At 39.9% G+C, this 24,897-nt stretch carries 20 protein-coding genes and 1 pseudogene; 9 read left to right on the plus strand and 12 right to left on the minus strand.

From position 1 onward, the window contains the following. Window positions 1-294: 294 nt before the first annotated feature. Window positions 295-795: an acyl-CoA thioesterase gene (locus tag AACU25_RS00415; RefSeq protein WP_096573404.1), complete on the plus strand. Its 501-nt coding sequence runs from the start codon at window positions 295-297 to the stop codon at window positions 793-795. 56 nt (window positions 796-851) lie between these two features. On the opposite strand, the gene AACU25_RS00420 is transcribed toward AACU25_RS00415, so the two are convergent. After that, entirely contained in the window at window positions 852-1,049 is a 198-nt protein-coding gene (locus tag AACU25_RS00420; RefSeq protein ID WP_045871967.1) for a hypothetical protein, read from the minus strand. A gap of 241 nt (window positions 1,050-1,290) precedes the next feature. After that, the gene (locus AACU25_RS00425) at window positions 1,291-1,695 is read right to left on the minus strand and encodes a hypothetical protein (protein ID WP_096573405.1); all 405 of its coding nucleotides are present in this window, start codon (window positions 1,693-1,695) and stop codon (window positions 1,291-1,293) included. A gap of 703 nt (window positions 1,696-2,398) precedes the next feature. Between AACU25_RS00425 and AACU25_RS00430 the strand changes: the two genes are divergently transcribed. After that, complete coding sequence (locus AACU25_RS00430; protein ID WP_096573406.1) at window positions 2,399-2,827, plus strand: hypothetical protein; 429 nt, start codon at window positions 2,399-2,401, stop codon at window positions 2,825-2,827. Between the two features lie 550 nt (window positions 2,828-3,377). On the opposite strand, the gene AACU25_RS00435 is transcribed toward AACU25_RS00430, so the two are convergent. After that, entirely contained in the window at window positions 3,378-3,755 is a 378-nt protein-coding gene (locus tag AACU25_RS00435) for a hypothetical protein (RefSeq protein ID WP_096573407.1), read from the minus strand. Window positions 3,756-4,371: 616 nt separating this feature from the next. After that, the gene (locus AACU25_RS00440; RefSeq protein ID WP_096573408.1) at window positions 4,372-5,322 is read right to left on the minus strand and encodes an RpoD/SigA family RNA polymerase sigma factor; all 951 of its coding nucleotides are present in this window, start codon (window positions 5,320-5,322) and stop codon (window positions 4,372-4,374) included. Window positions 5,323-5,572: 250 nt separating this feature from the next. Here AACU25_RS00440 and AACU25_RS36875 point away from each other — a divergent pair, with 250 nt between their 5' ends. After that, the gene (locus AACU25_RS36875; protein WP_422641093.1) at window positions 5,573-5,695 is read left to right on the plus strand and encodes a hypothetical protein; all 123 of its coding nucleotides are present in this window, start codon (window positions 5,573-5,575) and stop codon (window positions 5,693-5,695) included. 1,741 nt (window positions 5,696-7,436) lie between these two features. Here AACU25_RS36875 and AACU25_RS00445 read toward each other — a convergent pair. Continuing rightward, entirely contained in the window at window positions 7,437-11,483 is a 4,047-nt protein-coding gene (locus AACU25_RS00445; protein ID WP_096573409.1) for a HEAT repeat domain-containing protein, read from the minus strand. A gap of 557 nt (window positions 11,484-12,040) precedes the next feature. Here AACU25_RS00445 and AACU25_RS00450 point away from each other — a divergent pair. The 3 genes and pseudogenes from AACU25_RS00450 (at window position 12,041) to AACU25_RS00460 (ending at window position 13,764) form a co-directional block, all read left to right on the plus strand. Then, on the plus strand, window positions 12,041-12,256 hold the full coding sequence (locus AACU25_RS00450) for a hypothetical protein (protein WP_096583403.1): 216 nt from the start codon (window positions 12,041-12,043) through the stop codon (window positions 12,254-12,256). Next, window positions 12,249-12,663, plus strand: a pseudogene (locus AACU25_RS00455) (pepsin/retropepsin-like aspartic protease family protein). The gene AACU25_RS00450 and the pseudogene AACU25_RS00455 overlap by 8 nt, the downstream one beginning before the upstream one ends. 294 nt (window positions 12,664-12,957) lie before the next feature. After that, window positions 12,958-13,764 (plus strand): DUF1838 domain-containing protein, encoded by an 807-nt coding sequence (locus AACU25_RS00460; protein WP_096573410.1) that lies wholly within the window; start codon window positions 12,958-12,960, stop codon window positions 13,762-13,764. A 125-nt stretch (window positions 13,765-13,889) separates the two neighbouring features. Here AACU25_RS00460 and AACU25_RS00465 read toward each other — a convergent pair whose 3' ends face one another. After that, window positions 13,890-14,651, minus strand: a complete 762-nt coding sequence (locus AACU25_RS00465; RefSeq protein ID WP_096573411.1) for a class II aldolase/adducin family protein — start codon at window positions 14,649-14,651, stop codon at window positions 13,890-13,892. Between the two features lie 703 nt (window positions 14,652-15,354). After that, window positions 15,355-15,549, minus strand: a complete 195-nt coding sequence (locus tag AACU25_RS00470; protein WP_096573412.1) for an RRXRR domain-containing protein — start codon at window positions 15,547-15,549, stop codon at window positions 15,355-15,357. A 687-nt stretch (window positions 15,550-16,236) separates the two neighbouring features. Between AACU25_RS00470 and AACU25_RS00475 the strand changes: the two genes are divergently transcribed. Next, a complete protein-coding gene (locus tag AACU25_RS00475; RefSeq protein WP_199347518.1) occupies window positions 16,237-16,566 on the plus strand; it encodes an S-adenosylmethionine decarboxylase in 330 nt (109 codons plus the stop codon). A gap of 125 nt (window positions 16,567-16,691) precedes the next feature. On the opposite strand, the gene AACU25_RS00480 is transcribed toward AACU25_RS00475, so the two are convergent. From AACU25_RS00480 to AACU25_RS00500, 5 genes are all read right to left on the minus strand, one after another. Next, window positions 16,692-17,561 (minus strand): DUF350 domain-containing protein, encoded by an 870-nt coding sequence (locus tag AACU25_RS00480; protein WP_096573414.1) that lies wholly within the window; start codon window positions 17,559-17,561, stop codon window positions 16,692-16,694. Then, window positions 17,558-18,613: a lipid II:glycine glycyltransferase FemX gene (locus AACU25_RS00485; RefSeq protein WP_096573415.1), complete on the minus strand. Its 1,056-nt coding sequence runs from the start codon at window positions 18,611-18,613 to the stop codon at window positions 17,558-17,560. Before AACU25_RS00485 ends, AACU25_RS00480 begins: the two co-directional genes overlap by 4 nt. A 40-nt stretch (window positions 18,614-18,653) precedes the next feature. Beyond that, complete coding sequence (locus tag AACU25_RS00490) at window positions 18,654-20,111, minus strand: spermine/spermidine synthase domain-containing protein (RefSeq protein WP_096573416.1); 1,458 nt, start codon at window positions 20,109-20,111, stop codon at window positions 18,654-18,656. Window positions 20,112-20,118: 7 nt separating this feature from the next. Next, on the minus strand, window positions 20,119-20,760 hold the full coding sequence (locus AACU25_RS00495; protein WP_096573417.1) for a DUF4178 domain-containing protein: 642 nt from the start codon (window positions 20,758-20,760) through the stop codon (window positions 20,119-20,121). 505 nt (window positions 20,761-21,265) lie between these two features. After that, window positions 21,266-21,811 (minus strand): hypothetical protein, encoded by a 546-nt coding sequence (locus AACU25_RS00500; protein ID WP_096573418.1) that lies wholly within the window; start codon window positions 21,809-21,811, stop codon window positions 21,266-21,268. A 223-nt stretch (window positions 21,812-22,034) separates the two neighbouring features. On the opposite strand from AACU25_RS00500, the gene AACU25_RS00505 reads away from it, so the two are divergent. Together AACU25_RS00505 and AACU25_RS00510 are read left to right on the plus strand one after the other, a co-directional pair. Further along, the gene (locus AACU25_RS00505; protein ID WP_096573419.1) at window positions 22,035-23,387 is read left to right on the plus strand and encodes a histidine phosphatase family protein; all 1,353 of its coding nucleotides are present in this window, start codon (window positions 22,035-22,037) and stop codon (window positions 23,385-23,387) included. Window positions 23,388-23,591: 204 nt separating this feature from the next. Further along, window positions 23,592-24,860 (plus strand): dihydroorotase, encoded by a 1,269-nt coding sequence (locus AACU25_RS00510; protein WP_096573420.1) that lies wholly within the window; start codon window positions 23,592-23,594, stop codon window positions 24,858-24,860. Window positions 24,861-24,897: the final 37 nt, after the last annotated feature.

The raw sequence follows: 24,897 nt of genomic DNA on the forward strand, positions 1-24,897 counted from the left end.
AAATCAATGGCTAATCAGCTTAACTGAACTGTATTGAGTTTTGGCTGGCTTTTAATTCCACAATCGACAAGAGTTTACTGACGGTAGTCAATTGTAGAGAAGAAACTAGTTCTCATCAGGGTTGAGAGGAAATATACAACAGTACCTACCCTGCAAAAATTGCTCTGATGCTGCAACTTTAGTGCTAGCTATTGTTTTTGATCCCAAAATAGAAAAGAGTTGGCTTGAACAAGTCTTGAATAATTGTGTCAAGCTATTCAATGTGAAAATTTACAGCTATTCAAAAATTGCAAGATGTCACAAGCACAATCAAGTCAACCCCAATTACCACCAACTAGTGCCATTGACAGTCCATTAAATCATACATCTGAAAATTGGTTCGCTTATCCTGTAAGAGTCCAACCCCACCACACCGATTATGCAGGAGTTGTCTGGCATGGTACATACATAAATTGGATGGAAGAAGCACGAATAGAATGTTTGCGGTCTATTGGTATTGAATATGTAGATTTAGTGGCTTTAGGCTGCGATTTACCAGTTGTAGAACTTTCCGTGCGCTACCATCGGTCTATTCAATTAGGTAAAGCGGTATTAGTTAAGACACGCATGGCTGATGTCACAGGTGTACGAATTAATTGGGATTACGCTATCACCTCCACTGATGGGCAGGAACTCTACGCAACTGCTAAAGTAACTTTAGTAGCGTTAGACCGGGAACGAGGTAAAATCATGCGTCAGCTACCTGCAAGCGTCAAAGATGCATTAGCAAGAGTTTCTTTATTACAAAATAACTAACTAAGAAGGGTGAAGGATAAAGTATGAAAGTTGTGCTACTTCATCCTTCATACTTTTTATTTACCACTACGTATTTGCGAGAGCGTTTGCGGTAAATTAGCGATCATATCCCAAATATCTTGGGGAGTAATACCAAAACTGATATTTAATAAGATGAGAATCGCCGCTACAGTCAGTGCAGTCCTGATAGTTGTCTTGACGATTTTCCACAAGATTGCAAATACGATCCAAGCTAAAATTAGGGTAGGAATCATAAGTATAAATTAACAAATCACCCTCTTAGTCAAGAGGGCCTTAATTTAGAAGGAATAAATTTTTTGTGCTAACAATTACGACTGCGAAAGCTAAGTTCTAGCTTTTGATGCGAGAGATTCTGTGAATTATACCAGAAAGTTACCCAAAAAATTAACGCGAAGTAATAATTTTTGCAAATTTGTGGAAAATATTGTCAGGGTGTAGGGGAAAGAGCAGTATTTTCTCAGAACTCAGCACGCACTACTCAGAATCATCATTTCTACCAAAAATATTTTTGTGTGTTTTGCTTTTATCAAGTAAGTATTCAGAGCATTCTTTTGCTTCTTCTGTCATTACTAGAGAAGGATTAACTGCACATTTAAGATAATGGTTGTTTGAATAATATTGACAATTTTTACAAGGAACTTTTTTTATACCATTAATTATAAAAAATCGCTTATTATCTACTATTGCTTGGCTTTTTCGTAACATTAAAAAGAAAACTATCCAACTGATTAGTAAAGCCAGAGGAGTTAAAGATATGGCAACATCAGGTATGTTTAATTGATTGGGTTTAGCCGGTTCGTACTTAACATCGCTTCTGACAACACCAGGCAGATTTTCATCTGCTACCAAATTTTTTTGTAGTATTTGCTCAACAGACATATTATTTACCTTTGGTTATAGCTTGACACCTTGATGGTTGATGCCTATTACCACTACGCAAATTCCAATTTGAAAACCCTACATTTGAGGTTATGCGGACGCGTAGAGGCTGAAGGCCAGTTATTAGCTTTAGCTTTGCACCCTACTAGTAATTTGAATTAAATATACTCTTTGCCGACAGCATAATGTCAGTATGTTTTTGGCAAATAATTAAAACCCTCTATTAAGAGGAATTAATTTTTATAAATTGGTTACTGACTTGTCGGAAATTAGATTTGCAAGGCTTCAATTATAGGTTTATCAAAAGAGCAGTCATCGTATATCTGCCAAGAGTTTTGCTTGTTATTTATTGATATATATCTAAAGGAATATATTAATCATTTCTGGGCATAAACTTGAGTTTATGCTATAATATCGTCGCTAATAAAGAGCTAAACTATTAGAGAATAAATCGAAAATCATTACATCTGTTCTATCCCAAAGAAGGATGTTTTATGTGGTGCTAGGCATAAAACTTAACGAATCAAAAGCTTGAGGAGAGGTGAATTAAGCTAGTGCTAACAGACTACTTGTATTGCAAAAATTAAAAAACAAGTCAAGTTTTAAATTGCAGTTGGTTGATTCGGCATAATATTAAATAATTATAAATAGATAATTAAGTTAAAAGTCACAAGTTTGTAAGAATTTAATTTTTAAATATTTTATGAATATAGAACTTTATCACAGAATTCCTTGGATACCTTTAGGATTACTCTGGTTAGCTTACGCTCTTTTAGGATGGTATCTTGCGGTTCATCACATTGTTTGGCTAGTAGGAGGTTTTATTGCTGCTGTGGCTCTAGCTATAGCTAGAAAAAGTTTCTCTTGGTTAGAGCGCTTAATTAATTTTGGCTCTCAAACTTTAATTGTGGTTTTATTTTTAAGCCTATCAATTGCTATAGTTGCAACTTGGTCGCTATTATTTAGCCTGTTTCTGATACCAGTAGCAACAACGCTTTTAGCAGATTTAGAATTGCGGTTTGCTGGTTTTACTAAACTAGATGCATTTTTAGTGTTAACAATCTTAGCGGTATTGGGTTTGGCAGTAGGTGAAACTATAGATATTCTACTTTTACCAAGTAGTAGGTTATAGGCCAATACAGATTAGATAAGATTATTAGTGACTGATTTGTCAGTTGTGAAAACAACTAGCTCAATTGGGGGATTCTCCCCCAAACCCCCGATTGGGTGACGGTTGCGTCCCCCAAACCCCCTCCAAAATTATTGTTCTGTTTTTTGTTAAGTAACTAGTTTTTTGGTTTTGTTGTCAATTAATTTTCTTAACCCAAGCGTATTGGGTTATAGGCAAGAACAAGAAGTATGAAGTATGAAATGGTATAACCTACCAATAGATGATTGCGGCTATTATAGGGCTTCTCATATTGGTAAGGTATAGCAATCAAAAATTAACAGCCGTTCGCGTAGCGTTCCGCAGGAATGGCAAAAGATATAGAGGTGTAAAAGGCTAATTTCCGAATTCTCCAAAGGAGTACCCGCAGGTTACGCTGATAAATACAGCATGATATATTAACCTTTTGACTTTTCAACGCCAGTTGCTACAACGCGAGGAACCCGCGCAACGCACTAGCTCTTTTTGAGTTCCAAGGTAGCGGTACTAGCTATATTTAATTGCAACGACCTACTTATTTGAGGATTTCATCTAGTAAGTTTCTTGCAGGTTGTGCTTTCGTGAGTGCTGCTTGATGATCGCTGTAAACACGCACCAGCTTTAGCAGTCCATTCACCCCTGATTTGAGTTGCTCGAGTTCTTCACCTACAAGCAATTCGCCATCTAGCATCCGCACTACCAAAGGTTTAATATCGCCAACTTCTTGGCGGACTTTTTGCAATTTTTCTACAGCACTCAGTAAAGCTTTAAGTGAGTTTAAGATTTCGTCAATGTCTTGGCTATCCTCAGCAGCTTGAGGTGTATCTTCAACGGTTGTTGTCTCTTCATTCTCTGCAACGGCGGACGATTCCTCTACAGGTGTGTCACTTTTAGCCGCGTTTGTCTTTGCCATTAGTCATACCTCAAATGATTTTTCCCAGTTTATCGTTAAACCGATTATCCGGTTTGTCAACTACCTTAGAGCAATTTGAGGAAATCAGGGTAAAGGGTAAAGGGAAAGATAATAGTTTTCCCCCTTCCCGTTTCTCCTTTTTACCCTTTACCAACAATTCTTAACTCATACCAATTCAAATAATGTTTGTGACAGATAAATTCTTTGTAAGGGCACGGCATCCACAATCTTTTGGCATATCAAATATCTTACGGGTGCCTATTGGTGTCAACTTAAGGTGAAACCCGCTTGGGTGGAAGGTTTTGCCCTCACCCCCAGCCCCTCTCCCTGTGGGAGAGGGGAGCAAGAGATTTATTTCCCCTTCTCCTGCGGGAGAAGGGGTTAGGGGATGAGGGCGCAAGGTATTTGTACAACACGCGCCGTATATAGCTTTTAGCTTAAGTTGATACGTATGACTGGTGCAGTACCACTACTCATCTGTCGCGTTCTTTTTTCAAAATGCACATACTGTTTGGCGTGCGCCTTTGAGGAAATCAAGAGGAAAGGGGAAAGGGAAAGATAATAGTTTTCCCCCTTCCCCTTTTTCCCCTTAACCAACAAGTCTTGCGCCTATTGTCTAAACCGACAAATATTGTTCAATCGACGGTTGTTGACGACGCAGGATATTGATAGCTTGCTGCTGAATTTGGCGGACTCGTTCGCGACTGACGTTTAACTTTTGCCCAATTTGAGCCAAACTGAGTTGTTGATCGTCTTCAAGCCCAAAGCGTAAAATTAGGACTTCACGCTGCATGGGTTTGAGAGAAGCTAGCAAATTTTCCATATCTTGACGCAACAGCTGTTGTGTTAGCTGTTCGCTGGGGGAAATACCTTCATCTGCTAAAAGTTCGTTGAGTTCGGTGTCTTGGTTGTCTCCCACCTTTAAATCTAGAGAAAATGGCTGTTTTGCAGCACTGAGATATTCTCGGATTTGGTTGGGTTGGAGGTTTAACGCTTCAGCCACTTCTGTAATTGTGGGAAAACGTCCAAGTGCTTGAAACTGTTCTCGTTGGACTTTTTTGATTTGATTAAGTTTTTCGGTGATATGAATTGGTAGCCTCACAGTCCGAGATTTTTCTGCGATCGCTCTTGTAATTGCTTGGCTAATCCACCAATATGCATAAGTTGAGAACTTATAGCCGCGATTTGGATCGAACTTCTCTGCACCTCGTTGCAAACCTATTGCTCCTTCTTGAACTAAATCCAAGAATTCCAAATTGCGGCGCTGATATTTTTTGGCAATTGAAACTACCAGCCGCAGGTTTGCTGTTACCATCTTTTGCTTGGCGCGTTGACCTAGCTTGAGTATCTGTTTCAATTCAGCTTCACTCTTGTCAACCTCAGCAGCTAATTCACTCAAAGTAGGTTCGCGATCTAATTTTTGCCTGAGCGTTTCTTTTTGTTGCTCGATGGCCATCATTTGCTGTACCTGCCTACCATAAGCAATCTCTTGGTCTGCTGTTAACAAGGGGTACTGACCAATCTCTTGCAAATAAACGCGAACTGTGTCGGGACTGGGGCTGGACATACAACTTTCAAGCTTTTCGATAATCAGACGAATCTAAAAGTATAAATCAAATCAGGATCTCTATTTTCCTGAATTCAAATCCGGAAAAATTTCATTTTGTCATTGGTTATTGGTCATTCTTACAAAGTTCTGATCGGAGGAAACCTGCGCTCAGACTTTGCGCTTTGTCATTTTGTGACAAATCACAAATCACAAAGCGGTAGGTGCGTCAGCCTGCAGTATAACGCACCACTGAGGATTGACGAGGGAGATGGACAGCAATGTTTGCTTGAGTAGGTGCGATCGCACTGCTTATCTTCACTTTTTTTATCCCGTTGCCGTGGTGATGCGATCGCCTAGCGAATGCTTTTCCCCTGACTACAGCTACTACTAATAGATTTTTATCCCCTTGCGGGGTGATGCGATCGTCAAAGCAAATAGAAATTCAACTGCGCTGGGCAATTCGTCGGTTTCCATCCCCTCTCAGGGCGATGCGATCGTCAAGTCGGTGCTGCGTCTATCGCTCCCAACACTTGTGTGTTTCCATCCCCTTTCAGGGCTAGTTGATCGTAAAGACAGCAATGGCTTCTTCCAGATGAGCTGCGCCACAGTGTTTTCATCCCCTTTCGGGGCGAGGTGATCGTCAAGACGCATCAATGTAGATGAAAACAGCCAGGCTAACAGTTTCCATCCCCTTTCGGGGCGAGGTGATTATAAAGGCAATTCATGGACACAGTGGCAGTGTGCCTGACCTGAGTGTTTCCATCCCCTTTCGGGGCGAGGTGATTGTAAAGATGACAAAGATGCTCTCAAAGGTACTATGGCTCAGAGTTTCCATCCCCTTTCGGGGCGAGGTGATTGTAAAGTTGGTTTTTTCAAGATTTGCAAGCAGCATGAAGTTGTTTCCATCCCCTTTCGGGGCGAGGTGATTGTAAAGGATTACAAGGCTGGTAGCCGACATCAAGGTGCTATTACAGGTGTTTCCATCCCCTTTCGGGGCGAGGTGATTGTAAAGAGTTCACTTTTGGAAACCTTACCAGGAGAGGGTTTGAAACCCCTCAATCGACACCACTTTTTTGAGTGTCAATAGCTCCAAAGAATTCTCAGTAAACCCAAGCTGTCAAAACCTGAAAGCTTTGCTGCGTAGGCAATCGACAGAAGTCAAAGAAATTATGCGGTTTTCAAGGTGCTGGTGATTGGTGTCGATGAAGGACACAAACTATCCTTAAAATACAACTTTTGCCGATTTTTAGTCAGATTTGTTACTTAATTTTTACATAAATCTAACTGGTGGATTTTGAGCAATAGTTGCTTTTGCTTGCTAAATACACTGAAATGAGAAAGTAAAAGCTGCTTTTGAGAAAGCAATAGTTGCTTTTGCTTGCTAAATATACTGAAATGAGAAAGCAAAAGCAGCTTTGAAGAAAGCAATATCTACTTTTGCTTACTAAATACAATTAAATGAGAAAGCAAAAGCAGCTTTGAAGAAAGCAATATCTACTTTTGCTTACTAAATACAATCAAATGAGAAAGCAAAAGCAGCTTTGGAGAAAGCAATAGTTGCTTTTGCTTATTCAATTTTTGTGAGTAAAAAAACCTGTACTTGAAGTAGTAGCGTGGCAAGACTAAAATAGTGCATTGCTCAAACTCTTGTGGGATGGGCATCTTGCCCGTCCTGGGCGGACAAGATGTCATAGGTGTCAAGTTAAGCTAAAAGCTATATAGGGCGGGCGTTGTACAAATACCCTCGCCCTCATCCCCTAACCCCTTCTCCCCCGGGAGAAGGGGAACTAAATCTCTTGCTCCCTTCTCCCTGTGGGAGAGGGGCACAGGGTGAGGGCGAAACCTTGCAACTAAGAGGGTTTCACGTTAAGTTGACACCATTAACAAGATGTCCACCCCACAAGAAAATTATATTGCCACATTTAAGGCTAGACACGCCAGTAGGGTGTGTTACGCCGCAGGCTAACGCACCGCCGAGAATTGACTTTAGCGGGGATCTGGACAGCAATGGTTGCTTGAGGATATGCGCGCACTGGCTTTGTTAATTTTGAATTGGGATAAAGCTACCAGTTCCTTAATATACAAAGGATTTTATACAGCGCCATTGAGGGTTGGCGGTGCGTTAAGCTACGCTAAGGCACCCTAGCACCTAATTCTGTGAGTTTTTTATGAGCATATTCCCTGAGTTTGATGTCTAAATCATTGCCAACTATGTCTTGTAATAGTGGTAAAGTTTGAGAATGATGGGGGTATTGCTTGATAATAATATCTAGTGCTACTCGTCGCGGGTTGGTTTGCCAACTGTTACGGCGCTGAAAGGGATCGTTAACAGCGCAGTTGTAAAAAATTTCAAACATCCCGGTTTTTTCTTTAAAGTGGCGCGCTAATTCTTGCAGTGCGGTTTGTCTTACCTGCCAACTTTCATCAGCAATGGCGCAGTATTTGCAGAAGTTGGGAATGTCAGCATCATCTGGAAAATTATTTGCTAACTCTTTTATGGCTGCACGGCGTATATGCCAATGAGTATCAATGGTAGCACGAGATTTGAGGAAGCAAATTGTCTCAGCATGATTTTGGCAGTTCCTCGCTAAGGCTTGCAAAGCGGCACGTCGCACGTAATAATTTTTGTCAGTAGTGGCGCGGGTTTGCCAAAAAGTAATTATCTCTGCATCATCAGGGAAGTTACGCGCTAACTCTGCTACTGCCACAAGGCGCACATTCCAACTAGAATCATGTGTGGCGCGATATTGGAGAAAGCTGATAGTTTCTGCATCATCTAAAAAGTTGCGTGCGATTTCTTCTACAGCTACACGGCGCACATCAGCATCATCATCTACAGTCGCGCGGGTTTTGAGCAAGTCGATAATTTCGGCATCATCTGGAAAGTTACTGACTAATGCTTGCAGTGTAGCTTGTCTGACATCGGCATCATCATCTGCGATCGCACGGTATTTGAGAAAACTGATAATATCACTGTTGTCTTTAAAATAGCAGGCTAACTCTACTGCAGCCACGCGTCGCACCTGCCAATTTTCATTAGCGGTGGCTAGGTTTTTGAGGAAGCTAATAACAGTATCATCGGCAAAATTTCTGGCTAATCCTTGAATTGCGCTTTGGCGAACATCGCTATCATTATCAGCAATGATGCGGTATTTGAGAAAGCCAATGGTATCTGTATGATTTTGATAATGACAAGCTAATGCTTCCACAGCGACACGGCGCACATCTGCGTCATCATCCACATTAGCACGGTCTTTGAGGATGCTCAGGGTATCTCCATCATAAGGAAAGTGGTGTGCTAATTGTTCAACGGCTACACGACGCACATCTGCATCCTCATCAACGGTAGCATGGTCTTGAAGAATAGCCATAGTATCAGCATCATCAGGAAAGTGCTGTGCTAACTGTTCTACAGCGACACGGCGCACATCCGCATCCTCATCTGCGAGCGATCGCTCTTGTAAAATGCTGATGGTGTCGGTATCATCGGGGAAATTGCAAGCTAATTCTTCTAAGGCGACACGACGGATATCGGCATCATCTGCAATCGCACAGTCTTTGAGAAACTGTACAGTACTGCTATCATCTCGGAAATTGCGCGCTAATTCTTCTAAAGCGACACGACGCACATCTGTATCTCCATCTGCAATCGCTCTATCTTTGAGGAACTGTATAGTACTGCTATCATCGGGGAAATTGCGCGCTAATTCTTGCACACCTGCGCGGCGTACATTCCAGCTTTCATCAATAATCGTGCGTTGTTTGAGAAAATTAATATTATCGCTATCATGCACAAAATTACGTGCTAATTCTTGCACTGCTGCACATCGCAAGTGCCAATTCTCATCTAAAGTTGCAACCTGTTTTAACCAAGATTTGATTTTGAAATCATCTTTCCAAGTAGTAGCGATTGCTGTCACGGCTTGGGTGCGAATTTCATCAACGAGTTTCGTTTCTTTGTCGTCAAATAATTGATCATAATAATACCAGAGATCATATTTGGTTAAATCTTGTAATTGCACTAGTAATTTATTGGCAGTTAACCCAATGACTGAACGCTTTCTCACTTCCGCCAAACATTTAGCAGCTAAAAATAGATTAGTAAACTTTTGCTGTTCGCCATTTTGCAACATTAAATATTCAATTAATGCAGCTACAAATCTTGGCTCAATCATGCCTGCAATTAACCGCAATACTTCATGCCAAGTTTCATCTTGCCAATGTTTACCAAATACTTCTTGCTTCAGTTCACTGAGAGATAAAGTTTGCGCTTCTTTAAATTGCCAAACAAATTCCCAAGCACAGAAATACTCTAAAAATGTGCGATGGACAAAGCCATAGTAATCTGCACCGAGAAAACATAACATAAAGTTACGAGTCCGCAGTTGATTAATTAACCGCCTTGCCTTATCTCTGGGTTCGCTGACTTCCAGATTTTTCAAATAATCAGTGAAAATTTTTTCTAAATTACAGGTGCTAATCCAATTACCAGCTAAACCTTTTTGACTAGTTTGCATATAATAGGCAACTTGCCGCAGCATTGCCTGTTTATCTTGATAATCAATGGTTGTGGGTAAATGCTGTTCATGAGATAAAGCACGTTCTACATCCCATTTATACAGCAATAATTCTGAAGCTTTTTTATACAATTCGGCTCTATCTCTTGGCAGTTCTTGATTACGATTGAGAATTGCCATCATTGTGAGTATGAGGGGATTACCCGCCAATTCTGCCATTGCTTTTGAGGTATGAATGGCGCGTAATAATCTTTCCCTTTTCCTTTGCTTATCTACTTCATATTTAAAAGTTAAATCATGCCAGCGATTAATAAAATCTTGAATTTGCTGGCTATCTAAATCTTGCAACATGAAATGGCGAAATTGAGCATCGCGTAAACGTTGGGGTTTATAACCAATGACGCGAGAAGTGACAATTACTTGGACTTGCGGATATTCATTGGTGAAACGATGAATTGCCGTAATCATATCTTCGCGCTTACCAGAATCAAACACCTCATCTAAACCATCAAACATCACCAAAGCATTGCCAGTTTTTAACTGCGCTTGCAATTGATGCTGATTGAGATGAGAAATTGCGCCGGGACTTTGATGGAAAAATTCTAAAAAGTTTTTGCAATGTCCATCATCATAATTTCGCATATAAGCGCGTAACTCAATCAACAAGGGAATTGGCGGTAGAGAAAAACCTCGCGTACCAATTTGATCAAGCGTTTTTTCTACCCAAGCTAATGCTAAATATTGCAATAATGTAGACTTACCTGAACCAGGATCGCCCAAAATCACAATATATCTATAAGTTTGTGGCTGATTGACAATATCTAACACCGAAGCTAGCGGCTGTTCAAAATACACCCGTTCGTATTGTTCTAATTCTTCCCAAGAAATTGCTGCAGATGCTAATTGATTACTGTCGCGCATCCGTCGCCAATGTTCTTTAGGTAGTTCGTGAACTTGAGGTAAAACTTGGTGAACTTCTCGCACATTAGGGGTGACAAATATACTCCATAACCTCAATTCGTTATAAGCATAACCACTAGTATCTAAACTATCTAATTTTAAATTGACATAGCGTTCGCGAATTGCTTCTTGATATTGCTGCAAGTCAAAGTTGGGAATAATTCCCGCAGCTTCTTGGCTATTAATTTGAATTGCTTGTAAGTTATGGGAATTGAGTATCTCGCGTAATTCTGGCGACTCTCTAAGAATTTGCTGACATTTTATAACATAACTATCTGTTACCGCTTGCCAATTAAAATCAACAGGTAACTCTGGTAGATTGAGACTTTGCCAAATAGTTGCTAAACTTTGATAATCTAAGCGCTTGCAATCACCGTCAAAAGCTTGACCTAGTATTTCTTTAACAGACTTATAGCAAATAAATTGCTGCAGAGGCTTATTTAATTTTTTAATATCATTATCAGCAAGCTGGCAACACTTTAACTCATCTTCTACGAGTTGTAGAAATTGATGGAGTGCTTCAGCGATCGCCTTTTGAATTGGTTCTTCTTTAAATATCTTAGTTGTATTCTGCAAACGGCTTTTAAAAAAGTCCTTGGCATAATCCTTGGCTAAATCCTTAGCAAAATCTTCATTGAGAATAGATTTCACGAGAAATCCTACAGCATTACTTGCTACCCAGCTAACTAACCATTCCATCATAAAACTCGCGCCTGTTAGAGCTACTGACTACGAGTATAGACACTAGCATTAATAAATTTCTCAGCTTTTAGGGATATTAACTTACTATCACAACCTGAAAAATGTGATGCTTGCAAATACTCTGGTTTACATTTACCCTGATGGTTTATTGAAAATAGAAGTTCCTATTATTTAAAATATAAGTATGCTGATAATTATGGTTGCAAAATAAACCAATATTTTCACAAAATAAATGATTTTGATTTTGATAATAAATCACACAAAAGCTCTGCTTTACTCTGATTTGATGTTATTTTCTGTATTGGTTATTTATTCTGAATTATTTGTGTAATGGTTTAATTTTTCTTTGAGTATATTAAGTGTAAAAAATATTTATCATCCTAGACATAGGCACAAATACAGCCTAAATAATTTAGGTTTACAAATATTACTTAAAAATACAATTTATCAAGAAACCTGGCAATTACTGGCATCGCATCATCAATTTGATTGTATTTCTCTACAATGTAAAATCGAGGCAAGTTAAAATTGTACCTAGTGATTATTCCTCAGCCCAAATGAGCATAGCAGAATTATTTCCAACCTTGCGTAATCTGTCTCGTGCAGAAAAATTGCAGGTGATGCAGTTTTTAGTTCAAGAACTAGCAGATGAAGAAGCATTATCACTGCAACCGAGAACAACTTATCATGTTTGGTCTCCTTTTAATTCTCATGATGCTGCTGTCAAGCTAGCTGCACTACTAGAAGAAGACAGAAAAGCAAACGATGGTTAATTTTCAAAGGTTTGCTTTCATTGAAGGACGTGATGCATTTGGAGATATTGACACAGTTCCACAATTACCTTTGACATTATCTTACCGAAATTCCAGTGTAGAAGTCTCTGGACTGCTAGATACAGGAGCCAGCGTTAACGTATTACCCTAATCTTTAGGTATTCAACTAGGAGCTGTTTGGGAAGAATTGAATTTCTGTACAACTAGCTGGTAATTTAGCACCAGTTGAAGCCAAAGGATTAGTTTTATCAGCCCAAATCGGTATTTTTCCACCAGTGAGATTAGTGTTTGCATGGAGTCTTACAGATAATGTGCCATTGCTGTTGGGGCGGATGAACTTTTTTCTAGAATTTGATGTTTGCTTTTACCGTTCCCAAATGGCATTTGAACTGCGTTCAAAGTCATAAGCTGAGAGTATTCAATTAGGAATGCGATCGCACTATCGCATCATCGCACGATCGCAAACTTGAGCCCTTGCATCGGCTAACAATGCGATGTCTATGCATCCAGAAACGTTAGGTGTTTGGCGTTTGTTGAGTAAACCGGAGGGGGGACACCTAGAAAAATTGTTTGTGTTAGATTAATTTATCGCTGTTTTAACCGCTTATCCGCCAACCCCAAAATTCTGGGTAAGGACTGGTGCTTTCACCCAATGCCCAATGCCCAATGCCCCATGCCCCATACCCCATAGGATATTGTAAATGGTTGCTCAAACTCGAGAATTAGATGCCCAAGACTGGGTAAAAACACGTTCTTCCCTCGATGCTAGTGAATCTACTTTTTTAGTATGGAAAGGTAAAATTTACGCCTTTATCCCCGGTGAGAAGCGGAAACTCTTATTTAAAATATTAGGGATGAGTGTCAGTAGATGTATTCCCATAGAACCAGGAGTTTGGGATTTTACTTCTCGGGAACTGAATTACTACCTTGACCCAGAGACAGAAGAAAAATTAAATAAATGGGAGAATCTTTGGACGGGAGAAATCCTACCGGTGATGCACGTGGCGAATAATCCCGTACAGGGTACATTTAAGGGGAAATTTCCCGCGCAAGTTGAGGGTGAGCGCACAACTTTTGTGTTTGATATCTTTCCCACTTACCCCAATCCTTTAGCAGGAAACCCAAAATTTGCGGAATACAGTCCCCAAGAAGTTTATCAAGCGGCGGAATTATTTAAACTCACTGTACCTACTGAAGATTTATCCAACTCAACACTAAATTCAGTTTCGGAAGTGAAACTCAGTTGGGATAGGATTGGTCAATGGCTACCTTGGATGAAAATGGGCGATCGCCCCGGTCAGCTGATTTATAGTGCTATTGGTGGTAAAGTCAACGGTTTCTCTGAGTTACCGCAACTGTTCCAAGATGAAATTAACAATCGCGTTCCTATATATAAGGAAGCACCACAATCAGCACTGGATGTGGAAGATATGACTTCTTGGCTTTACTTTCAAGAACATTTTGATGCTTACTTAGCGGGAGAAGTCTTTCCCAAACCAGCAGCATAAAACGTAGGATGCGTTAATAACGCATCCCCCAGTATTTTTTTTTGACTTTTGACTTTTGACTTCCGCTTTGCGGTACGTTTAAATCTGTTGCCAAAGTTTATTAATATCAATCTTGGCTAATAATATTACTCCAGTAAATCAGGTTGGTCGCGGACAATTCTGTTATAAAGTGTTTGAAAACAGAACCAGCCATTTGAAGGTGCGCCAATGTGGTTTCTGGTTAAACGAGCAGTATTATGTTCAATAATATGGGGTTTTCCCGCAGCCTCAGCTAAAAGTTGTGCTTGACTGGAATTTTCTAAATTAATAAACCACCAAGCAGCTTCATCTACTGATTGACCAACGGTTAACATCCCGTGATTACGTAAAATTATGGCTTTATTATTTCCCAAAGTTTCCACAATGCGTTGATATTCGCAAGCATTAAATAAGACTTCTGTACAGTCATGAAATACACTGTGGTGTTCGTAGAAAGCACAAGCATTTTCATTCAGGGGGTCAAGCGGACGACCTAGGATAGACCAAGCTTTACCATAAATTGAATGGGCGTATACAGTTGCGATCGCATCTGGTCTAGCAGCATGAATCTGAGAATGGATGGCGATCGCTTCACGATTTATTGCCTGGTCTCCTTTAACTACATCGCCATCGTGGTTAACTAATACTAAGTTGGAAACTCGAACATCACAGAACTCTACACCCAAGGGATTGACCCAGAAATGATCTGTAAACTCTGGATCGCGCGCTGTTAGATGTCCATCTGTACCTTCATTAAATCCTAACCGCGCAAACAAACGAAAGGCTGCGGCTAGGCGTTGTTTGCGGTGTAAGCGTTCATCTTCTACTCGTTCAAATACAGGGGGTTTAGGTCTTTCTAATTTAGGCATTTTCTTATTCCTAACTATTAATTAACCATGCGTTTTTTTGGCAATGGTTTAAAGTTGTTGTACTTTGCAATATATATTCCTAAACTCACCAAACAATCGGCATGAATAACAGATACTCTTGCCTTGGGTGATGATAGCCTTAGTCAGGCTCGAGAGCCGTAAAGATGTTGATTTTAATACAACAGATAACAATCAAACTCAGCTATGACATAATTGAATTTGCATAATTTGGCACGTATAAATTGCTCAAGCAACTACCTAAAAGTCGCTTCGCTAAAATAGCTCACAATTGTCTAAGCAATTGCACAAATTGATCCCAATTTGCTGGCTGCTTAGTACAAAAGAACTCATAAAACCTCAAACGTACAAGACGATTCTCAATCTAAATATAAATTGATATCACATATACAAATTAGAGTTGTTTTAGCTTACCATAACCTGCCTTTCGCCTTACTCTATCCTTTGGATTCTCCTGAGGATTAAAGTATAGCGAGATAAAAACTCCTGCTCACTACTAATACACAGTCACAAAAGAGCTACAAGCCTAGTTCACAAAAGTTTTTAATTTGAAATACGCGAATTTCGCACAGCAATAATAGAAAAAAAGACAAAAAGCCAAAGTCTAAATTAATAGAAAAATTATTACTGTCTAAGCTTTTCGCTTGTTTTAGTTAGGGCTTTATGTACGTTGTTCTGTATTAATTTAATTTATCCCAGGGTCAATCTTAATACCAAGTTGTTCTAGCCTAGACTGTGTCAGCACCTCCTTTAAAATAATTGTAAATGGATATCGCCGGAATACTTTTGCATCACCTTGTGACAATAGCTTTCTGGCTTGGCTGATATGTATGGGATACAAAGGTTGTTTGTTGGCATCCAGAATATAAACTTTAGTCATTATGCTTCCAATTAGCCTAGGCAATAGTTTTCAGGTGTTGGATTTAACTAAGCAATCTATAGATGCTCCTGTAGTTATTTAATTTGTATTTGTATTAAAAAAATACAATACAAAAATTAGGCGATCGCATCTTTTCGAGAAGAAAATTTTCTCATGCATAGAGTCTCGAGCGCTTTTTTCAACTGGAGATAAATGTAATCAATGATGGTAAAAGTAAGGGCTAGACTTCTCTTTGCCATCGCGTGACATGAATTTCTCTCATTATTCCTCAATAAACTGCATATTAAGAATAACGAATAAATATTTTTGAATTTTTTTAGTTTGTAATTGGTAATTTTTCATTCGTTATTTTTCGTTACCCCGTCCCTTTTCTTCTCTGCTCCCTAATGCCTACCGCACTACTTTTTAAGTCAGTTTAGTAGGATTAAACTGTAAAATATTTTGAATTTTAATTCTTGTGGTTCGGGGTTAATGCACCAGAGCAAACTTATGCTAAACTACAAGCCGCCGCAGCACATGCTGTCCGTAGCAATGTAGTTAAGCGATGATTATTTTTGGGTAATCATACTATACTTCCGTATCATACACAAGGAGCATTTTATTGTTACGCTTGAGCATACAATTACCTTTGACGATTCCAACCCAAGACTTATATAGGTGATTCAGTCCCATCATTTCTACGCAATTTTGCCAGCTGCACAGACTGTTTTCAATTGGGAAGCGGCAGATTTTATCAAGGTTATCAAAAATGCGGCTCATATAGCTCAACTCACTATTGTTGGTGAACTGGCTTATGCATTCCAACCACAGGGAGTTTCCGCAGTTATTTTACTAGCAGAGTCTCATGTAGCGCTGCATTTTTGGCCAGAAGAAGCAAAAGTTACAATCGATATTCATATATGCGACTACCAAAAAGATAATCAGCAAAAAGCTAGGCTATTAGCCGAAATTCTTACAAGACAAATTACTGATTCTGAAAGCATGGCTAACTGGAATTATTTAAATATTACTGGTTGATAAACTTTCTCATATACGGCTATGAGAGAATTTGATGATTAGAGACAATTAAATTTACGCTTAACTATCTATGTGGCGGTGCGTTACGCTGAAGCTAACGCACCCTACTAATAATTCATAATTTTTTAAAGACACCAAGCAATTAAAAAGGAAGCTGCAATATAAGCAAATCCTTCGATTAAACCTGCGCCAACATTGGGAACTTCTTGATTGGCAATTTCATCAGATATTTTTACACCAGGTACTAAAATTAAATCGGCTAACCAGCGAATTACAACCAACGAAATTAAGCAAAATATTAACAGTAATCCATACTGGGCAAAACTCACAACCCAGTTTTCAAATTCAGCAGCAAAGGCGACTCTGACAATGTTACCTGTAGCAATCAATAAACCCGCCAAAGCTACACCAGCAGCCGGGTTATTGCGCTTTTCAATTTCTGCAAACACATTATATTTAGTAACTTTGGGATAAACGAAACTGACTAACACGAGTAATCCTAAGCCAATTAACCAACAAACTATTCCTACCAACCAACCACCACTTTCTCCAGCTAAAGCCGCATTTAAAATTAAACCGTTGGCGATGTGATTTGCTGCTTCTACATTCGCCGCCCCAATATTACGGTCTTGAATAATTTCTCGTTCACAATTAAAATGACGCAGAATTAATTTATCTCCTACCCATGCACCAGCTAGCATTAATAAAATTACTGTGGCACCATAACTAATTAAATTCAGCGCTTTATCTTGCCAATTGTCTACGCTTTGACCGAGAACGCCACCTAAAGCAATAACTATACCAAAATAGTAACCTACTAAAGCCACTGCAACCGCAGGGTTATCATTAACAAACAATTCTAAATTTAATTCCATGCGGCGGCGAAACAGCTTTTGATAAGCAAATTGTCCCAGCCAGAATAAACCAAAACCTACAAATAATTCTAGTAAAATCACGCCAAATTGCGTAACTAGCGCCATCAGTCTTTCGTTCATTTGCTTCCACCTGCCAGGTTTTGAAATAAGCTAATGAGAGTATCAGCTAATTGGTCATAAAAAAAGTAATCGTGAGCGCCTATAGTTTTAATAGGTTGTCCACCAAACTGACTTTTAAATTGCGAAAACTTGGCATAACTATGATTTACATCTTGGGTAAAACCATAGAAATCATAAAATTGGCAACCGCGCAATTTAGCCCTTTGCATAGCTTCCCAATGTAAGCTGTAATTAGCCATAACTTTTGGATGTGCTAAACTCCGTCCACCATATAAATAAGTAGCCACTTGACCGCAATATACTACTAAAATTGCTGCTATGATTTCACCTTGCCAATAGGCTACACCAATTTCTGCCATGTTTGATTTAAATAATGTTTGGCAAAGATTGATAAAAAAGCCGTAGGGTTCACCAAAAAACTTTTGACGCTGTACTGTTTCCCAAAATAATTCATACAATACAGGAATTTTTTGGGAATCATTGCTAAATTCTGTTGTCACACCATAGCGTTGACTGAGGCGGATATTGTAGCGTCCTTTCGGCTTCATCGCCCCTAAAATTTCGCTAAGTTCTGGCGTTAAATCTATGAGTAAAGTTTCCGATGGTAATAAATCAGCAGGTGCGCGGACAAATTTTTTCAGGTACGCTGGTTTTGATGTCCATAGTGGTTCAATCCGCAGTGCGATCGCTCCTAATTCTTGCGCTAATTTTTCGGCTTGATGTAACAATAGCTGTAGCGCTGACTCTGCATATTCTTGTGGTAATATTGGCCCACCAGGCGCAATCAATAAGTTAGCTTTATTGCTTTGAGGATATAAATAATAAATACATCCTCCCGTTAATTGATTATTTAAAAATAAACCGTAGCGAAAGGTTTTATATCCCTCAATTTCTTTAAAATCTGCCCAACTGCAAGTTTGCATAAAGCAACCATTGGGATGATTTTTGATGAATGCATCCCAATCCTGTTGTGCGGCTGTATTCAATTCTCTAATATTTAAAGCTAAATCCTGCTGAGTCAATTTATTGGTGTGTGAATTACTTATCTGCATAAATCATATTATTTCCCTATGATTTAATTACGAATTATCTTCACTCTTCTCTTTGCGGGAAGAAGATATTATACAGCCAAACTCCCCCTACTCCAGTGAGACACATACCGATAAATTTATTCATAAATGTATCACCACTGTCACTATAGCTAGAATTGCTGCTACTGCTACTACCGCTACTAGAAGAGAAACCTTTAGCAAATACTGAATCAGGTGCAACTAAATTTGCCATTAATAAGGTTACCGATAGCATGGCGATTAACTCCACTGTTTGCGGATGTAGATTTGCTAATGCTTGATTATTACTAACTTTATCAGCTAATTTTTTCAAATCTTGAGCAATTTGTGGAGGTAAATCTTGCGCTCTAGCTAACAAACTCTGCAATAATTGCTTAATATCTATTTCTGCAAGTAATTCTTTGAGATGTGCTAGCCATGCTGATGTCATATTTTGGCTATGGTAGCGATGACGCACAGGTAAATACCGATTTATATCTGCTAACTTATCCTGTGTTTCTGGCAAAGCATAGATATTTTCTATCCAAAATTTCGCTACTGATGCTAAATCTAGTAAATCACCTTCTCCAATTGCGGCTGTTCCTGTCTCTTCAATATCTAAAAAATCAATGCTAGCGTCAGATTCTAAGCCTAAATTGTCTAACTGCGATGGAGAATTTAGCAGATAATAAAACAGTTGTGGACTCTCTAAAGTATGAATCATAACTCCATGCCGAGAATCTGCGATCGCACTCTCAAAAATAAAGGCTGGGAGTAGCTGACTACGGGTTAAGCAATGTAACTCTTCGGGAAAATTGAGGACTTCAATTTCATAGCGCGTAATTACCTGCGGCGATGCTAAAAAGAAGCCCCAATTACCATAACCATGATGAGAAAATGAAGGAATAGCTAGCTGTAAAGGTTTGACTGTGAAATCTGCTGCTAACAGCGTTTGATATAAACACCAAAAACCTGTTGTTCTATTTTGGGGAGAAACGCCGTTTGTGCAAATTACGCCATTAGAAATTAGTACGCGATTCAGCTTTTGGAACCATTCCCGACTATATATATTCGTGTCTTCTGCAGCATGGGGATAGGTAAAATCGCAAATGATGACATGATAATAATCATTTGGCTGTTGGGAAACAAAGTTAAATGCATCTTGAGTATAGACAGTAACTTTTTCTGATTCTAAGCTTCCCAAGTTATAAGGTTTAAAGACAGTACGCGCTAATTCTAAAACTTCTGGGTTGTAATCAACTAAATCAATTTCGCTAACTTGGGGAAGGCGTAATATATCTCTCGCTGCTAAACCATCACCACCCCCACAAACTAACACCCGTAAATCTGTCTGCGGAAATCTTTTAATTGCTAAAGCTATAGCCGGAATTACCAAATATTCATGATATATTGCTTCATCCGCCGTATCAAACTGCAAATCTCCGTTGATATAGAAAGCAATCCCATCATCATGTTGTTCAATAAATAAAGAATTAGGCATTTCCCTCTTATCCAAATATCATCATACAAATTCCTACTAGCAATAGCACAGCAGCAAATACAGCTTGCACAGATTTGACAATAATCTCTACAACATCAATCTGATTTGCATCTGCTAATTTTTGGATTGAGGAAAATTCTTCAGGACGGACTATTTTGGTGGAATAAATATCTAATTGATGATAAGGGAAAGCTTCTATAGCTAAATTTATTTGATGTTCTTCATCCCAGTAATCCCAGGTAATCCGAGATTTTATCTCACCTTCTGTCTGATAGTCTCCCTCTGTGCGTGACTCAAAGTAATAACGTTTATAGAATAGTTGTAATTCCGGATATGGTTCCGCTTGAGATTGCATATCGTCCCATAACCTGGGTACGATATCTTCTTCGGAATCTGGTAGTAACAGGCGTGGATTTTGTAGTGGGTTAGCCAGATACCAAGTTATAGAATGTGGCTTATTAGTTGGATCGAATTCTCTTAATAAGTAATATTCTGAACCCTTATTAGAAGTCAGCAACCACTCATCTGTTAAATATCCCTGCGGATCTTGATATATGCTGTAGTCTTCTACCTTCCAATCGACACCATGATATTTAACGCGATCGCCTGGGCGCAAGTCATGCAGTGTTTGAGTAACAATAGCCACCATACAAGCTAAAATATTAAGTAATTTTAAGCGTTTTAGGTCAGTAAACTGGTAAAAGATGCTTACTTACCCATACGCTTTTATACTATTGCATCTTTATATGGCTTGCACAATAGATGTTATATCATGTCCGTTTGAGGACTTATCATATCTGTGAAGGTCGGTAATGGGTAATGGGTAATGGGTAATGGGAAAGAAAAATTCAGTTTAACAATTACCAATTACCAACAAGAGCAACCATATCGTCAGTAATTAGTTGGACTTGATATTAGTTTGCCAGGAAATTAAACGCCGATAAGAGAGATAGATAAATTCTTTGTAGGGGCACGGCACCTGTAAGATAATTTGATATCGCAAAAAATTATGGTTGCCGTGCCCTTATCTATGTTTTTTCAAAATGGCGCTAAAATAGTTCTTTCGTGACAAATCATATTAGAAATTAGCGCCTCACACACCCTACTTTATAAATAACCTCTCAGCGCGATGCAATTGCAGTAAAAAAGTCAGGTTAATTCATGAGGTAAAAGCAGAGAATTTCGACAACTTTGCCATTCTTAAATGTAAAATTTAAACCGCCAGGGCTAGGGTTTTCGATGCTGTAACTTACTCTAGAAAGATTATCTTCTTGATAAATCTCCGCTTTGCCGTAGGTTCTCAGCACTTTTGATTGCCCATCGCCAACTTTTACGCCATCGATAGTGGCATATTTATTACTGGTAACTTTGATTTGATAAACGCTAAATTTACCTGGCGTAGAACCCTCATCTAAATCAACTGTGATACCGGGGTATTTGAGAGTCCGAACTCTCCCGATCGCAGGCATATTACCATTTTCTACTGTTACAGGTTTACCTAAAATTTTTCTGACTTGTATTTCACGCATAGAAAGTTTAATACCACCAATCCCCAATCGTTCCTCAGTTAATACTGTAGATTGCTGAGAATTTTGAGCAATTTGATACCCAGTAGTAGTGGTAGCAATTACTTGACTATGGTTGTAGTTAATTACAGGAATAAAAGAAAGTGCGATCGCTAACGAAATACCTTTTAACATATATAATTCCTTAATAGTGTTGAGTCATAGAGACGCGATGAACTCCCGACACGGATAGATAGACGCGATGAATCGCGTCTCTACAAGAATGATGATTTCTCCTCTGCTCCCTGCTCCCTACCCCCTTGCCTCTTCCCCCCTATCTTTCTTGGTAAAAATTAAGTTACAGTGATTAACCCAGTTTGCAGTAAAATTGTTCCTTTAGAGAGAGGAGAGCAAGATAGTGACCCGTGTCATCATTGTACGCCACGGCCAAAGTATGTATAACACTGAGCGGCGTATCCAAGGGCGCACTGATGCGTCTCTATTGACAGAAAAAGGTCAAACCGATGCCGGCAAATTAGGCAAGGCCCTCAGTAACATTTTATTCAATGCAATTTATAGCAGTCCATTACAGAGAGCAAAGCAAACAGCAGAAATTATTCAACGTGAGTTGACAAATCCAACTAGCAAGTCTGCTGTCTGCCAAACTGCCGATAAATTATTGGAAATTGACCTGCCTTTATGGGAGAGAATGCTCACATCTGAGGTGAAGCAACAGTTCGCTGAAGATTACCAAACTTGGCACGAACGTCCCCATGAATTGCGGATGTTAGTGGAAAGCGCAGAGGGAACTAAAGAGCATTTTCCGGTTCTGTCTTTATACGAACAAGCACGGCAGTTTTGGCAAGAAACTTTACCCCATCATCAAGGTGAAACTATCTTGATTGTGGGACATAACGGCATTAATCGCGCTTTAATTAGCACGGCGTTAGGAATTCCCGCCAGCCGTTACCATTCCATCCAGCAATCTAACTGTGGCATTACAGTATTAAATTTTGCTGGCGGTTTGGGCGACCCCGTACAGTTAGAATCTTTAAATCAGACACAACATACAGGCGAAACTCTGCCTTCCTTGCGTCCCGGACATCAAGGTGTCAGATTACTACTCATACGTCATGGAGAAACCGAGTGGAATCGCCAAACTAGATTCCAAGGACAAATTGACGTTCCCCTCAATGACAACGGTAGAAACCAGGCGCGCAAAGCTGGTGAGTTTCTCAAAGATGTGGAACTAGATTTTGCTGTCAGCAGTCCGATGGCGCGTCCCAAAGAAACAGCAGAACTGATATTGCAGCACCATCCTAGTGTAAAGCTGGAATACCAAGATGGTTTAAGAGAAATTAGCCACGGACTCTGGGAAGGTAAATTAGAAGTAGAAATCGAACAAGAGTTTCCCGGAGAGTTAGAACGCTGGCGCACAGAACCAGCACAAGTACAAATGCCAGAAGGAGAAAATTTACAGCAAGTTTGGGAACGTAGCGTTGCAGCTTGGCGCTTAATTGTGCAAGCAGCATCACAAAGTCATCTCAAAATTGGTATCGTCGTGGCTCACGACGCTACTAATAAAACTTTACTATGTCATATTCTTGGTTTACCATCAGACAACTTCTGGAATTTCCGCCAGGGTAACGGCGCAGTTAGCGTCATTGATTACCCCGCTGGGCCAGATGGTTTACCAGTGCTGCAAGCTATGAATATCACCACTCACTTAGGTGGCGGTGTATTCGATAAAACGGCAGCTGGAGCATTGTAGAGGTCAGTGTTAAGCTGTCGGTCAACTGAAGGCTGAAGTATAAAGTATGAAGTATAAAATTACCGGACTTATTGAGGGATGGAGTTTAAACTGATATCCATTCTCAGTGCAACCTACCTTTGTCCTTCATCCTTGATTCGGTCAACAGATAGATCACAATAGACTCACAGTTAAGACACTGATAAGTAATCGCTAAAAGCACACATGACAACTGAATTGCTACAACAAGTACGGGTAATTGACCCGGTTTCTGGAACAGATCAACTAGCTGATGTGCTAATTGCTGATGGTTACATCCAAGCGATCGCAGCGCACATTACTGACGTTAGTTCCGATACTCAAATTAGAGATTGTCGGGGATTAGTTCTAGGGCCAGGGTTAGTGGATTTGTACAGCCACTCTGGAGAACCGGGATTTGAAGAAAGGGAAACAATCTCATCTCTGTTAAAAGCAGCGGCGGCTGGTGGTTTTACCAGAGTCAGCATTTTACCCAACACATCCCCCGTGATTGATAACCCGGCTGTTGTGGCACAGTTGCAGAAAGGCAGAGGCGCAGAGGAGGCTGCAGCTACACCCCAGTTGCAAGTATGGGGTGCAGTTACCTTAGATTTAGCAGGGAAGCAATTAACAGAATTAGCCGATTTAGCGGCAGCGGGGGTTGTTGGCTTTACCGATGCTGTCCCCAGGGAAAATTTAGGACTAGTGCGACGGGTGTTAGAATATCTGCTGCCTATAGGTAAACCAGTAGCTTTTTGGCCTTGTGACCAACAATTAACAGCTAATGGTGTGATGCGAGAAGGGCCAGATGCGATTCGTCTGGGTTTACCGCCAATACCCGCCAGCGCAGAAACAAGTGCGATCGCAGCTTTATTAGAATTAGTCGCCGCCACAGGCAATTCTCACGTACATATTATGCGTGTTTCTACGGCACGTAGTGTAGATTTAATTGCATCAGCCAAGGCATCTGGTTTACCCATCACCGCCAGCACTACTTGGATGCATTTGTTACTAGATACCAAATCAGTCAAAAGTTATCACACCAGCTTGCATTTAGACCCACCCTTGGGTAATCCCAGCGATGTCAAGGCTTTAAGGGAAGGGGTACGTACAGGAATCATCGATGCGATCGCCATTGAACACTCACCCTTTACTTACGAAGAAAAAGTCCAAGCCTTTGCCGAAGCACCTCCAGGTGCAATTGGTTACGAGTTAGCATTGCCTTTGTTATGGCAACATCTCGTAGAAACTGGCGAATTTACCGCTTTAGAATTATGGCGGGCTTTGAGTACCAGATCAGCTGAATGTTTGCGAGACAAACTGACTGCGATCGCACCTCATCAAAAAGCCGAATTAACCTTATTTGACCCTCAGCAAAACTGGAAAGTCGAGAGCAAAAATCTGCATACCCTTTCTAGTAATACACCTTGGCTAGGGCAACAATTGCAAGGTCGCGTTGTCCAGATTTGGTGTTAGGATTCACAGTCAACAGTCAACATTTACAGTCGCTTGC

This window comes from Tolypothrix tenuis PCC 7101 (assembly GCF_963874875.1).
Lineage (GTDB): Bacteria > Cyanobacteriota > Cyanobacteriia > Cyanobacteriales > Nostocaceae > Aulosira > Aulosira tenue.